Annotated in this window: 16 protein-coding genes; 6 read left to right on the top strand and 10 right to left on the bottom strand. The window is 66.7% G+C overall.

What is annotated here, in order from left to right; all coding sequences use genetic code 11:
• Positions 1–48 precede the first annotated feature (48 nt).
• Entirely contained in the window at positions 49–450 is a 402-nt protein-coding gene (locus ABIC35_RS16475; RefSeq protein WP_121073122.1) for an acyl-CoA thioesterase, read from the bottom strand.
• A 69-nt stretch (positions 451–519) separates the two neighbouring features.
• Between ABIC35_RS16475 and ABIC35_RS16470 the strand changes: the two genes are divergently transcribed.
• Positions 520–723 (top strand): hypothetical protein, encoded by a 204-nt coding sequence (locus tag ABIC35_RS16470; RefSeq protein WP_121073124.1) that lies wholly within the window; start codon positions 520–522, stop codon positions 721–723.
• On the opposite strand, the gene ABIC35_RS16465 is transcribed toward ABIC35_RS16470, so the two are convergent.
• The 5 genes from ABIC35_RS16465 to ABIC35_RS16445 all read right to left on the bottom strand — a co-directional run bounded on the left by ABIC35_RS16465 (position 724) and on the right by ABIC35_RS16445 (position 4,147).
• Positions 724–1,356, bottom strand: a complete 633-nt coding sequence (locus ABIC35_RS16465) for a hypothetical protein (RefSeq protein ID WP_121079062.1) — start codon at positions 1,354–1,356, stop codon at positions 724–726.
• Positions 1,357–1,411: 55 nt separating this feature from the next.
• Positions 1,412–1,816, bottom strand: a complete 405-nt coding sequence (locus tag ABIC35_RS16460; RefSeq protein ID WP_121073126.1) for an ExbD/TolR family protein — start codon at positions 1,814–1,816, stop codon at positions 1,412–1,414.
• Between the two features lie 18 nt (positions 1,817–1,834).
• Positions 1,835–2,479: a YdeI/OmpD-associated family protein gene (locus tag ABIC35_RS16455; protein ID WP_354278519.1), complete on the bottom strand. Its 645-nt coding sequence runs from the start codon at positions 2,477–2,479 to the stop codon at positions 1,835–1,837.
• A gap of 11 nt (positions 2,480–2,490) precedes the next feature.
• The gene (locus tag ABIC35_RS16450; RefSeq protein ID WP_121073128.1) at positions 2,491–2,832 is read right to left on the bottom strand and encodes a DNA primase; all 342 of its coding nucleotides are present in this window, start codon (positions 2,830–2,832) and stop codon (positions 2,491–2,493) included.
• Positions 2,833–2,911: 79 nt separating this feature from the next.
• Positions 2,912–4,147, bottom strand: a complete 1,236-nt coding sequence (locus tag ABIC35_RS16445) for a multidrug effflux MFS transporter (protein WP_121079064.1) — start codon at positions 4,145–4,147, stop codon at positions 2,912–2,914.
• Between the two features lie 104 nt (positions 4,148–4,251).
• On the opposite strand from ABIC35_RS16445, the gene ABIC35_RS16440 reads away from it, so the two are divergent.
• From ABIC35_RS16440 to ABIC35_RS16430, 3 genes are all read left to right on the top strand, one after another.
• Positions 4,252–4,737, top strand: coding sequence for a hypothetical protein (locus tag ABIC35_RS16440; RefSeq protein WP_121073130.1), 486 nt, complete (start codon positions 4,252–4,254; stop codon positions 4,735–4,737).
• A 99-nt stretch (positions 4,738–4,836) separates the two neighbouring features.
• A complete protein-coding gene (locus tag ABIC35_RS16435; protein WP_121073132.1) occupies positions 4,837–5,787 on the top strand; it encodes an isopenicillin N synthase family dioxygenase in 951 nt (316 codons plus the stop codon).
• Between the two features lie 134 nt (positions 5,788–5,921).
• Positions 5,922–7,214: a homoserine dehydrogenase gene (locus tag ABIC35_RS16430; protein ID WP_121073134.1), complete on the top strand. Its 1,293-nt coding sequence runs from the start codon at positions 5,922–5,924 to the stop codon at positions 7,212–7,214.
• A gap of 30 nt (positions 7,215–7,244) precedes the next feature.
• On the opposite strand, the gene ABIC35_RS16425 is transcribed toward ABIC35_RS16430, so the two are convergent.
• Together ABIC35_RS16425 and ABIC35_RS16420 are read right to left on the bottom strand one after the other, a co-directional pair.
• Positions 7,245–7,574: a hypothetical protein gene (locus ABIC35_RS16425; RefSeq protein WP_121073136.1), complete on the bottom strand. Its 330-nt coding sequence runs from the start codon at positions 7,572–7,574 to the stop codon at positions 7,245–7,247.
• Positions 7,575–7,653: 79 nt separating this feature from the next.
• Positions 7,654–7,938 carry a hypothetical protein gene (locus ABIC35_RS16420; RefSeq protein WP_354278517.1) on the bottom strand — a complete coding sequence of 95 codons (285 nt, stop codon included), beginning with the start codon at positions 7,936–7,938 and terminating at the stop codon, positions 7,654–7,656.
• 223 nt (positions 7,939–8,161) lie between these two features.
• Between ABIC35_RS16420 and glpX the strand changes: the two genes are divergently transcribed.
• Together glpX and ABIC35_RS16410 are read left to right on the top strand one after the other, a co-directional pair.
• Positions 8,162–9,130, top strand: coding sequence for a class II fructose-bisphosphatase (gene glpX / locus ABIC35_RS16415; protein WP_121073138.1), 969 nt, complete (start codon positions 8,162–8,164; stop codon positions 9,128–9,130).
• Between the two features lie 81 nt (positions 9,131–9,211).
• Entirely contained in the window at positions 9,212–11,062 is a 1,851-nt protein-coding gene (locus tag ABIC35_RS16410) for a CocE/NonD family hydrolase (protein ID WP_121073140.1), read from the top strand.
• Between the two features lie 127 nt (positions 11,063–11,189).
• Here the strand turns inward: ABIC35_RS16410 and ABIC35_RS16405 are convergent, their stop codons facing one another.
• Positions 11,190–11,960 carry an ABC transporter permease gene (locus ABIC35_RS16405; protein WP_121073141.1) on the bottom strand — a complete coding sequence of 257 codons (771 nt, stop codon included), beginning with the start codon at positions 11,958–11,960 and terminating at the stop codon, positions 11,190–11,192.
• Complete coding sequence (locus ABIC35_RS16400) at positions 11,957–12,883, bottom strand: ABC transporter ATP-binding protein (RefSeq protein WP_121073143.1); 927 nt, start codon at positions 12,881–12,883, stop codon at positions 11,957–11,959. The genes ABIC35_RS16405 and ABIC35_RS16400 overlap by 4 nt, the downstream gene beginning before the upstream one ends.
• Positions 12,884–13,127: the final 244 nt, after the last annotated feature.

Here is a 13,127-nt window from a genome sequence, read left to right as displayed (position 1 = left end):
TTCGGTGACGGCGCGAACCACGGTTCGTCGCGCGAGTGACTCGCTTCGTCAGCGCGTCGCCTCGACGAAGCGTTCGCCGAGCTCGGCGGGGACGCGAAGCAGCCGGCCGGTTGCGCGGTCAAGCAGCGCCCAGGTGGTCACCGCCTCCACCCGCACCTTGCCGTCGTCGCCCAGGAAGCGGACATGACGGTTGAAGCGGGCGCCGCGCGGCGGCTCGGGCACCCAGGTCTCGCCGGTCACCGTCTCGCCGACGCGGACATTGCCGCGATAGTCGATCTCGTGCCGGGTGATCACCCATACATAGGCGGCCTGCTCCTCTGGCGTGGCGAGGCTGTCCCAATGCTCGACCGCGATGTCCTGGATCCACGCCACCCACACTGCATTGTTGACGTGGCCCAGCACGTCGATGTCGGCAGGCGTCGCGGTGATCGGGCGGGAAAAGCGGGGCATCACGAATCCTCGGGCGGTAACCATGGAGCGTAGCGCGCCGTTCACCCAAAGGGGAGCAGGGTTCACGCGATGCTGCGCCGCCCTTCCGCCCTGTTCCGCAGCCGCTGGGCGGCATTGCTCTGGGCGGCGGGGGTGTTGTGGACGGCGGTGAGCGTCGCAGGCGTCGGCAAGGCGCCGAGCCACGCGGCGCCGGCCGAAAACGCCACCGACGTGACGGGGCAGCCGATCGACAATGACGATCTGGCGTTGCTCCGGAACGTCATCGGCGGCTGATCACTGCGCCGGCTTGCCGGGGTCGGCCTGGAACTTGACCGCACGAATGTGCCAGGCCTTTTGTTCGGGGGTGGCGCCGTCGATGTCGCCGGCACGGTGCAGCGTCACCTCGCCGAGCTGGTAGAAAGGTTTGCCGGTCGCCTTGATGCGCGCATAGACCTGCACCGGTACCGTGACGTAGCGCTGGCCGGCACCCGCTTCGATCTGCCCCGGCGCGCCGACATTGGCGTGATATTCGGAATAGGGGGCGAAGCGCGCCGCGAACGCCTTGGCCTCCCCGCCCGAAGCCTTGCCGCCGTCGCTCCACAGCGCCCAGGCCTGATCGTAGCGACCGCTCTCGATCAGTGCGTAGTAGGTCTGCACGACATTGGCGGCGCCCTGCGCGCTGTCCGGGGTGAACTTGGCCTCGCTTACCGGGGTGCGGTCGTCGGGCAGGCCGCCCGGCTGACCTGGGGCGGGCGGATTGAGCGGTTCCAGCTGCTCATTGCCGGGCGCCAGCTCGGTCGCGGCGGGCGCGGTCTGGTTGATCTCGGTGGTGCTCGCGGCGTTGGTCGTGTTGTCCGCTGCCGGGGGCAGGCCCGAGGAACAGGCGGCGAGCGAGCAGGCGGCAAGCAGGGCAGGGGTCAGGCGCATCCAGGTCTCTTCCAAAACAGGAACATGCGAACGAGCCACCGGATGCGCCGGTTCCTCAATCGGCCAGCGGCTGGTTACCGACGAAACCGAGCTTCACGATGTTGGCGCGCTTGATCAAGGCGAGGATTGCGTCGAAGCGTTCATACCGCGCCTCCGGATCGGTCTGCAGCTGGAGCACCGCCGCATCGGTGCGCAAGGCTGCCAGCTTGGCCGGCAGCGCGGCATCGGCGAGGCGGACGCCGTCCCAGAACAGTGCGCCGGCCTTGTCGATCGTCAGCCGATGCGTTGCGTCGTCGGTGGCGGCGGGCCCGCCCTGCGGCAGGTCGACCGGCACCTTGTGGGTCACCATCGGCATGCTGAGGATCATCACGATCAGCAGCACCAGCATCACGTCGATGAACGGCGTGACGTTGATCGCGCCGATCGGCTGGGGTTCGGCGGTGGACACGAACTTGGGCATGACCTCTCCTCCTTTTTGCTACGGTATATCGTAACATTTCCAGAGGCCCCGGCAAGCATCATTCGTACTTCCAATTGCGGCGCTTGCCCTCGCGCAATTGGGCGACCGCTTCGGCGACGCGGCGCGCCCTGGTCTCGGCCGCTTGGCTTCGCCGATCCACTCGCAATAGTCGCGGCGGGCGCTCGGCGGGAAAGCGTAGAAGGTCGCCTGCGCGGCAGGATCGCCCGCCAGCGCGGCGGCAAGTTCCGGCGGAACCTCGGCCTCGGGCCGGGGCGTGGGCGCCGGTCGCCTGGGCCGTGCACCGGTGGCGAGTCGCGCAGCAGCCGCCATCACCAGCGCCTCGAACGCAGCGGCGTCGGGGAGATCCGCAAAGCCGGCGATGCGATCGAACTGCTCGACCCTTTCGCCCGCCGCAGCGCCATGTTCCCAGAAGCCGAAGCTTGCATGCGCCTTGAACGCGACCATCATCGCAAAGGGGCGGCCGCCCAGCAGGAAGGCCGGCCGCGACCATTTGATCGCCTCGTCGACCTCGGGCACGGCAGCGTGGACGCGCGCGCGCATCCAGGCAAGCAGCGGACGGGCGAAGTCGGCGCTCGCAGCGATATAGGCGTCGACTCGCGGGTCCGTCGGCATGGCACCGGCAGCGTCTGCCGCAGGTGCCATGCCGTCAAGCGTCACGGGCGGAGTGCGACGTCGTCCGGGTCGTCGAGTTCCTCGTCGAGATCGTCCTCGTCGACATCCTCGTCGTCGAAATCGTCCTGGATGTCGTCCTCGTCGAGGTCGTCCTCATCCTCGTCGGCGTCGTCGTCTTCCTCGCCGATCTCGTCGTCCGCCATCGACAGTTCGTCGAGATCGTCGTCGTCGTCCTCGCTGCCGCCGAGATCGGGGTTGATGTCGGTCAGCAGTGCGCCGTCGTCCGGCCCGTCGCCGGTCACTTCGAGAATTTCGGCGCGCTGGCTCTCGTCATAGCCTTCCGCGTCATACACGTCGTCGCTGGGACCCTGGGTGCCGCTCATCGCCAAACCTCATCACTGGCCCGGCGGGGATCGCCGGGGTTCGAATGCGCAACGGCGCTGGCCCCGGCTGCGTTCCGACTCAGCTCGGGCGGAACATCCGTCCGCGTTCCGTTACCGCTACTACCACGAGCGAGAGCGCACCCATCAGCAGAAAACCACTATACAGGGGGATGGTGGTGCCGTCGAAGGCCTGGCCGATCGCCGCGCCGATCAGCGCGCCGGCCAGCGTCGTGACGAACCCTTGCAGGCTGGAGGCCGTGCCGGCGATCGCGCCCATCCTCTCCATCGCCATGGCGGAGAAGTTGGAGGTGGCGAGGCCGAAGCAGGCCATCATCAGCGCCTGCAGCACGGCGAAACTCCACAGCGTCTCCCAGCCGAGCACGGTGACGGCGAGGTGGACGGCCGCGATTAGGGTCAGCAGGGTGAGCGCGGTATGCGATATCACCCGCGTGCCCAGCCGCATCACGATCCGCGAGTTGAGGAACGAACCCAGCGCCATCGTGCTCGCGACGCCGGCGAAGACCACGGTCAGCAGGTCCGGCCGATGGAACACGTCGGCCATCACCTGCTGCACCGATCCGATGAAGCCGAACAGTGCGCCCGAAAGCAGGCCGGTCGCGATCGTGTAGCCCACCGCCGCCCGGTCGCGAAGCATGAGGCCATAGTCCGCAACCACCCGCGCCGGGTGAAGCGACTGGCGTGCGTCGACCGCCAGCGTTTCCGGCATGCGCAGCGCGAACCATAGCAGTACCAGTCCCGCGATCGCCCCAATGCCCCAGAAGATCGTCCGCCACGACCCGCCGGCCGAGAGGATGATCTGCCCCACCGCGGGGGCGAAGATCGGCGCCGCCATGAAGACGATGAACACCAGGCTCATCACGCGTGCCATCGCGCGACCGGAATAGCAGTCGCGAACCAGCGCCACCGTCACCACCCGAGCGCCTGCCGCCGCCGTCCCCATGGCCACGCGCGCGACCAGCAGCAGCACGAAGCTGCCCGAAATCGCCGCGATCGCGCAGGTTACGACATAGCAGCCGAGTGCGACGAGCAGCACCGGTCGCCGTCCGAACCGATCGGAAAGCGGACCATAAGCGAGCTGCGCCACCGCGAATCCGACCAGGAAAGCCGTAATCACGAACTGGCGATGATTGGCCGAGTCGACCCCCAGGCTGGTGCCGATCGCCGGCAGCGCGGGCAGCATCGAATCGATGCCGAGCGCGGTCAGCGCCATCAGCGCGGCGGCCAGCGGCACGAACTCGCCGAAGCGCAGCGGCGCCTGGCCGGCGGAAGCGGTGCTGAGGTGCGGAGCGTCCATCAGCCGGCCATGGCCCAAGCCTTCCGCCACGTCACCCTTTTTCCCATTGACGTGGATGCCCGCGCAACAACATTGCCTTGTGCAACCGCCGCAGGAGTATCCGCATGAATCGCCGTTTCGCACCCCTGTTGCTGCCGATCGCACTCGCCGCGTGCCATGGCAGCGCGAACATCAACTTCGACGGCAATGACAGCGACGGCAACAGCGTCATCTCCACCGATTCGAACGGCCGCATCCAGATCAAGGCGCCGGGCATCCAGGGCTCGATCACGCTGCCCAAGATGCCGCTCGACGCGAAGAATTTCGACATCGACGGAGTGACGCTCTATCCCGGGTCGACGCTGAAGAACCTGAAGGTCAACGATGGCACCGGCGACAAGGACGGCCAAGTGATCGTCGAGTTCGAGAGCCCGGCAGCACCCACGACGGTGCGCGACTGGTTCCGCGACAACATGACTAAGCAAGGCTTCAAGGTGACGACGAAGGACGATAACCTGATCGGCACCACCGATGACGGCCAGCCCTTTGCGCTGCAGCTATCCGCGCAGGGCGATGCCAAGACCAAGGGGCTGATGCAGGTCGGCCGCTGATCCCGATCGGGACAGGGCGCCGGCCATTGGGAATCTTCCCAGGCTTGTGATGGCCGTGGTGGCGGGACTAACCGCCGGTTTTTGCGTTCGGAGACTGTGATGTTGGATACCCTGGCCGAAATTCCGGTGCTGTCGCTGGCGGCGCAGGCGAACGATCCGGAGGGCTTTGCCCAGGCGTTCGGCGGATCGTTCCAGCGCTTCGGCTTTGCCGTGGTGCGCGATCACGGCGTGCCGCAGGAACTGATCGAGCGCGCCTGGGCGCTGACCAAGGCGTTCTTCGAGCTGCCCGAGGAAGAGAAGCGCGGCTATTTCCTGCCCGGCGGCGGCGGCGCGCGCGGCTATACCCCGTTCAAGACCGAGATCGCCAAGGGCGCCACCCATGTCGACCTTAAGGAATTCTGGCATATCGGCCGCGAGCTGGCCGCCGGGCACCGCTTCGGCAACGTGATGGCGCCGAACGTATGGCCGAACCAGCCCGAGGGGTTCCGCGAGACCTTCGTCGAGCTGTTCGCCGCGTTCGACACCGCGGGCGACAAGCTGCTCTCGGCGGTGGCGCGCTATCTCGGCCTGGCGCCCGACTGGTTCGATACGGCGGTGAAGGACGGCAATTCGGTGCTGCGCCTGCTCCACTATCCGCCCGTCGCCGCCGATGCGCCCGAGGTGCGGGCGGGCGCGCATGAGGACATCAACCTGATCACCCTGCTGCTCGGTGCCGAGGAAGCCGGGCTCGAGCTGCTCGACCGTGACGGCAAGTGGCTGGCGGTGAAGCCGCCCGAAGGCGCGATGGTGATCAATGTCGGCGACATGCTGCAGCGGCTGACCAACCATGTGCTGCCCTCGACCACCCACCGCGTCGTCAATCCGCCGGCCGAGCGTCGCGGCCATTCGCGCTATTCGATGCCCTTCTTCCTCCATCCGGCGCCGGACTTCCTGATCAAGACGCTGCCCGGCTGCGTGAGCGCCGAGAACCCGAACCGCTATCCGGAGCCGATCACTGCGCACGACTATCTCCATGAGCGGCTGGTCGAGATCGGCCTGATCAAGAAATAAACGGCACGTGGCGACGTGCTGTCGCGACAAAATCTGTCTTTCCTTCTACGAAGGAGAGGCGCTAGGGACGGCAGGCGGCGGCCGGGCGACATGCTCGGCCGCCGCCTTGCTGTAGAGTTTTAGAGGAACGAGGAATGGCGGAAGCGTTGCGCGTGGCATTGGCGGGGCTCGGTACGGTGGGCGGCGGCGTAATTCGCCTGCTCGACGCCAATGCCGAGCTGATTAGCCGCCGCGCCGGCCGCCCGATCGAGGTGGTCGCCGTTTCCGCCCGCGATCGCACCAAGGATCGCGGCATCGATCTGGCGCGCTTCGACTGGGTCGACGATCCCGTCGAACTGGCCCGCCATGCCAAGGCGGACGTGGTGGTCGAGCTGGTCGGCGGGTCGGACGGCCCGGCGCTGGCGCTCGCGCGCGCCGCACTCGGTGCCAACAAGAGCTTCGTCACCGCCAACAAGGCGATGATCGCACATCACGGTCTGGAGCTGGCGCAGGCCGCGGAAGATGCGGCCGTAGCGCTGAAGTTCGAGGCGGCGGTGGCCGGCGGCGTGCCGGTGATCAAGGGGCTCCGCGAGGGCGCTGCTGCCAACGAAATTGCCCGTGTGTACGGCATCCTCAACGGCACCTGCAATTTCATCCTCTCGAAGATGGAGGCCGAGGGCCGCGACTTCGCCGAGATCCTCGCCGAGGCGCAGGCACTGGGCTATGCCGAGGCAGACCCGACCTTCGACATCGACGGCATCGATGCCGCGCACAAGCTGTCGATCCTCGCCAGCATCGCCTTCGGCACCCAGCCGGCGTTCGGCGACCTGAAGGCGAGCGGTATCCGCCACATCCTCGCCGCCGACATCGCCGAGGCGGCGACGCTCGGCTACCGGGTGCGGCTGCTCGGCATCGCCGATGCGGGTCCGCACGGGCTTTTCCAGCGCGTCCATGCGCATCTCGTGCCGCTCGGCCATCCGCTGGCGCATGTCACGGGGTCGACCAACGCCGTGGTGGCGGAGGGCAATTTCGTCGGTCGCCTGCTGTTCCAGGGTGCAGGCGCGGGCGACGGCCCGACCGCGAGCGCCGTGGTTGCCGACCTGATCGACATCGCCCGCGGCGAATTTGGCCCGCCCTATGCGATGCCGGCGGCCGCGCTGGTCTCGCAGCCCGCGGCAGACAGCGGCGAGCGGCGCGGGCGTTCGTACGTGCGGTTCACCGTGGCCGACCGCGTCGGCGTGCTGGCGGAAATTGCGGCGGCGATGCGCGATGCGGGCGTCTCGATCGAGAGCCTGATTCAGCGCGGCGTCAGCCCGGACGGCAGCGCGCTGGTCGCGATCGTCACCCATGAGGCGCCGGAGCGGAGCATCGCCCAGGCATTGGAAAAGCTGCGGGGCTCGCAGAGCCTCACCGGCGAGCCGATGTGGATGCACATTCTCGACGCGTGAGTGCTGCCCCCACCGGGGGCAGCAGCCGGTTCAGTAGTCGAGGCGGAGCAGCTGACGGCCGCTACCAGGGCACACCGGCATGCCAGTGCGATTGCAGCTCGGCCCCTGCGCCGCCTGGAGCATTTCTAGCTTGCGGTCGACCAGGGGCGCCGGCCCGCCGGCCACTCGGAAGCGTTTCCGTGCCGCGCGGGTGCCGCAATCGCGGTCGACGTCGCAGGGGGTGATCAGCGCGGATCGTTCGGGATGCGGTCGCGCCGAGCGCTTGAGCGTCGCGCGGATCACCCGCGGCCGCGAAAATTCTGCCGCGCGTCCTGTGCCCGTCATGGTAGCACCGTGAAGTGCCAGCGCGATCAACAACATATGCCCTCCTGTTGTGTCCCGCTGAAGCAACGCGCCGAGGCGATGCGGGTTGCGCAACCGTGCAAATGTTGCAGCGCGATTAGGGCGCAAGCTCCCGCTGCTGCATCTTCACCTTGCCGTCGAGGCCCATCGTCGCGGTGAGGCCGACGCTGCCGCATTTCACCGTGAAGGCGCCTTCGCCGCACGGCGTGATCCCCTGCTGGCTGGGATCCCCGATCAGCCGGTTGAGCCGCGCCGCATCGGCATCGCGGCCGAGGTGCGGAGCGACGAAGGGCACCCGATAGCGATCTGCCTCGCGCCGCGAACAGACGACGATCTCGCCTTCGTCATTCGGGGTGCGACAAGGAATTTCGGCGCGCGTCAAACTATGATAGTCCGCGAGTATGGTCGTGACGGTGCCTGTTGCGCGATCAGTAGAAGCGGCAGCAACATCGTGTCGATCCCCCATGCCTGCGTGCAAATTAGCGCGAATGCAGACCAAAAGCACTAAAGTCCTTTGCAGTTTTGCTGACAACGTTAGCACTGCTCGACAGGGGGGGAGCCGCCCCGTATCGCGGTGCACAAATCGAAAAGGGAATCCCGAGCCGATGCCGAACGCAAGCCAAGTTCTCGACCGTGTCCTCGTGCTCGAAATGGTGCGCGTCACCGAAGCGGCGGCGATTTCCGCCTCCAGCCTGGTCGGCCGCGGCGACGAGAAGGCCGCCGATGCTGCCGCAGTGGAAGCGATGCGCGAGGCGCTGAACCAGCTGTACATGGACGGCACCGTGGTAATCGGCGAGGGCGAGCGCGACGAGGCGCCGATGCTCTATATTGGCGAGAAGGTGGGTTCGGCGATCGGCAAGGGCCCGAAGATCGACATCGCGCTCGATCCGCTGGAAGGCACCACGATCACCGCCAAGGCCGGCCCCAACGCGCTGGCGGTGCTCGCGGTCGCGGAAGAGGGCAACCTGCTCAATGCGCCCGACGTGTACATGGATAAGATCGCGGTCGGTCCCGGCTATCCGCAGGGCGTGATCGACCTCAACAAGACTCCGACCGAGAATGTCGAGGCGATCGCCGCCGCCAAGGGTGTGAAGCCCAGCGAGATCATCGCCTGCGTGCTCGATCGTCCTCGCCACGAAAAGCTGATCGCCGAACTGCGCAGCATCGGCTGCGGCATCATGCTGATCCCGGACGGCGACGTGGCGGGCGTAATCGCCACCACCGATCCGACGACCACGATCGATGTCTATATGGGCCAGGGCGGCGCGCCCGAGGGCGTGCTGGCGTGCGCCGCGCTGCGCTGCGTCGGCGGCCAGTTCCAGGGCCGTCTCGTCTTCCGCAACGACGATGAGCGCGCGCGGGCCGCGAAATGGGGCATCGAGGATCTCGACAAGGTCTATGTGCTCGAAGAACTCGCCAAGGGCGACTGTATCTTCGCCGCGACCGGCGTTACCGACGGCTCGCTGCTCGCGGGCGTGAAGCGGGTGAAGGGCAAGATGACCACCGAGAGCGTGGTGATGCGCGCCAGCTCGGGCACGGTGCGCTGGGTCAAGGGCGAGCACCGCATCGACTAACAGGTAAGCGGCGCCGCCCGCTTGATCCCGGCGGCGTCTTGCCGCACCAAGTCACCCTTGCTTTGTGGGGGATCGACGAACATGCGGCACTGGCTGGTTACGGTAGCACTTGCGGCACTTGCCGCCCCTCTCGCGGCCGCCACGCCGCCGCAGCTCACCCCCACCGCCACCGACGCGCCCTTCACCTTCGAAGAGGCGATGATCCCGATGCGCGACGGGGTGAAGCTACACACCGTCATCCTGCGGCCAAAGGGCGTTGCGGGCCCGCTGCCGATCCTGTTCCAGCGCAGCCCCTATGGCTCGCCCGACGCCGCACCGGGCCGCGTGCCGAACAGCTGGGCGCCGCTGGTGCGCGACGGCTATATCTTCGTGTTCCAGGACATGCGCGGCCGCTTCAAGTCCGAAGGCGGGCCGTTCACGCTCTCCACCGAAGTGAAGACCGGCAAGGGCGCCGTCGACGAGGCGACCGACGCCTATGATTCGATCGACTGGTTGGTGAAGAACGTCCGCCCAAACAACGGCAAGGTCGGGATGTGGGGCGTCTCCTATCCCGGCTTCACCGCCGCGATCGCACTCGCCAAGCCGCATCCGGCGCTCAAGGCGACCAGCCCGCAGGCCGCCTGGATCGATTACTGGAAGAACGACGATCTCCACCGCTGGGGCGCGATGCGGCTAACCTATGCCAGCGACTGGGTTAACGGGCTGCAGGCCGACAAGACCAATAACGAAGGCATCGACCTGTACGATCGCTACGATACCTATGACTGGTTCCTCCACGCGGGTTCGCCCGACGAGATCGAGAAGAAATATTTCCAGGGCCGGGTGCCGCGCTATCGCGAGATGATCGAGCATCCGGACTATGATGAGCATTGGAAGAAGCAGGTCTGGTCCAACGCGCTCGGCAAGACGACCGTGCCGACGCTCAACGTCGCCGGGTACTGGGACCAGGAAGACCCCTGGGGCAGCTGGAAGATCTGGGAAAAGCAGCGCGCCAACGATCCGAACAAGCTCGCGCTGATGGTCGCCGGCCCCTGGGCGCACGGCGTGTGGCAGTCGCCGGCGAACAGCCTGGGGCGGATCCCGTTCGGCGTCGACAGCGGTACCCAGTTCATCGAACAGATCGAGGCGCCGTTCTTCGCCTATTGGCTGCACGGCACCGGCACCAAGCCCGACTTCGCGCTGAAGAGCTTCCAGTCGGGCTCGTGGCAGTGGAAGACCTATCAGACCTATCCGCTCGCCAATGCCCAGGCGACGAGCCTGTATCTCCATGCCGATGGCGCGCTCAGCTTCACCGCGCCGGCGGCGGACGAAGGGTGTCGCGACTATGTGAGCGATCCCGCCCGCCCGGTCCCGTTCCGCCCGCGGCCGATGTCCGCCACCTATGCGACGCCCGACTGGCGCTGGTGGGAAGCGGAGGACCAGCGCTTCGTCGACGACCGCCCCGATGTGCTGAGCTATGTCTCGGCGCCGCTCGAGAACGACCTGACCGTCACCGGCGAGGTCACCGCCAAGCTGATGGCCTCGACCAGCGGCACCGACAGCGACTTCGTCGTCAAGCTGATCGACGTGTTCCCGGAGAACTATGAGAAGGCGCCCACGGCGCTTGGCGCCTACGCCAAGGGCCTGAACGGCTATGAACTGCCGATCGCGATGGAGATCCGCCGCGGCCGCTACCTCAAGAGCTTCGAACAGGCGATGCCGCTGGTGCCCGACCAAGTGACCGCCTGGGACTTCCCGCTGCGCGACCATGACCATGTGTTCAAGAAGGGCCACCGGATCATGGTGCAGGTCCAGTCGAGCTGGTTCCCGGTCATCGACCGCAACCCGCAGACCTTCGTGCCCAACATCTACAAGGCCAAGCCGGAGGATTACCGCAAGGCGACGCAGCGGGTGTGTGCGGGGTCGGCGGTGACGCTGCCGGTGGTGAAGTAACTGCTTAGCCCCTCCTCCTTGGAAGAGGGGTTGGGGGGTGGAGGGATTCCAGAACGCAGCCTGGTCTCGGTGAGACACTGCCCCACCCCAACCCCTCCCCTGAAGGGGAGGGGCTTAAGTTAGCCGCTCAATTCTTCAGCCGGTACCCGGTGCGGAAGATCCACACGATCAGCCCCAGGCACAGCAGCAGGAAGACGCCGGTAAAGCCCAGGCTCCAGGCGATGTCGACATCGCCATGCCCGAAGAAGCTCCAGCGGAAGCCGCTCACCAGATACACCACCGGGTTGAACAGGCTCACCGTGTGCCAGGGCTCGGGCAGCATGTCGATCGAGTAGAAGGCGCCGCCGAGGAAGGTCAGCGGCGTCACCAGCAGCGAGGGCACGATGTTGAGCTGTTCGAAGCTCTTCGCCCAGATGCCGATGATGAAGCCGAACATGCTGAACGTCACCGCCGTCAGCACCAGAAAGGCGAGCATCGCGGCGGGATGGTCCACCCGCAGCGGCACGAACAGCGCAGAGGTGGCGAGGATGATCAGCCCGATCACCACCGACTTGGTTGCCGCAGCACCCACGAACCCCACCACCAACTCGATCGCCGATATCGGCGCCGAGAGCAGCTCGAACACCGTGCCGGTGAATTTGGGGAAGTAGATGCCGATCGAGGCGTTGGCGATGCTCTGCATCAGCAGCGACAGCATAATCAGGCCCGGCACCAGGAAGCTGCCGTAATTCACGCCGTGGATCGCATCGATCCGGCTGCCGATCGCCCCGCCGAACACGACGAAATAGAGCGAGGTGGTGATCACCGGGGTCGCGATCGACTGCCACAGGGTGCGGATCGTGCGCGCCATCTCGAACTTGTAGATCGCCCAGATGCCGGGAAAGTTGATGCCGTTCATGCCTGCGCCCCCACCAGGTCGACGAAGATGTCCTCCAGGCTCGACTTGGAGGTGTCGAGATCCTTGAAGGCGATGTTCAGGTCGTGCAGCTTGCGCAGCAGCGACGGGATGCCGGTGCGTTCGGCCTGCGCGTCGAAGGTGTAGCGCAGCTTGTGGCCGTAGTCCGCGAGGCTCAGCTGCCATTCGCCAAGCTCGGCCGGGATGGCGGCGAGCGGCTCGACCAGGCTGAGATCGAGCTCGCGCTTGCCGAGCTTCTTCATCAGCGCGGTCTTCTCCTCGACCAGCAGCAAGTGCCCCTTGTTGATCACGCCCACCCGGTCGGCCATTTCCTCGGCCTCCTCGATATAGTGAGTGGTCAGGATGATGGTGGTGCCGCGGTCGCGCAGGCGGCCGATCAGCTTCCACATGTCGCGGCGCAGCTCGACGTCGACGCCCGCGGTCGGCTCGTCGAGGAACAGGATGTCGGGCTCGTGGCTCAACGCCTTGGCGATCATCACCCGGCGCTTCATGCCGCCGGACAGCTCCATGATCTTGGCGTCGCGCTTGTCCCACAGCGACAGGTCCTTGAGGAGTTGGTCGCAATAGGCGTTGTCCGGCGCCTTGCCGAACAGTCCGCGCGAATAGCGGGCGGCCGAGCCGACGCGCGAGAACATGTCGACCGCGATCTCCTGCGGCACCAGGCCGATCTTGGAGCGCGCCGCGCGCGGCTGGCGGATCGCGTCATGCCCGCCGACCAGGATGGTGCCGGTGCTGGGCGTGACGATGCCGCAGATGATCGAGATGAGCGTGGTCTTGCCCGCGCCGTTCGGCCCGAGCAGGGCGAAAATCTCGCCGCGGTTGATGTCAAGATCGACATGGTCGAGCGCGGTATGGCCCGACGCGTAGGTCTTGGAGACCTGGCGTAGCGACAGGATGGGTTGCATGGATGGTGGCCCCGGCCGGAAGGAGCCCGTTAGCTAGGGTGGCGTTCATCCTGGGGCAAGGTGTGCGGCCAATCGCTTTCGTTTCAAGCGTTTCCTCCCCCGCTCATAAGGGTTTCCTCCCCCGCCAGGGGGAGGTGGCGCCGAAGGCGACGGAGGGGGAGGACGCACGCCGCTATCGTTCTGGCATCCTCCCCCTCCGACCCGCTTCGCGGGCCACCTCCCCCTGGCGGGGGAGGATATGCTT

The organism is Sphingomonas trueperi (genome assembly GCF_040545965.1).
Classification (GTDB): domain Bacteria; phylum Pseudomonadota; class Alphaproteobacteria; order Sphingomonadales; family Sphingomonadaceae; genus Sphingomonas; species Sphingomonas trueperi_C.
This window is presented reverse-complemented; position numbering and strand designations above follow the sequence as displayed.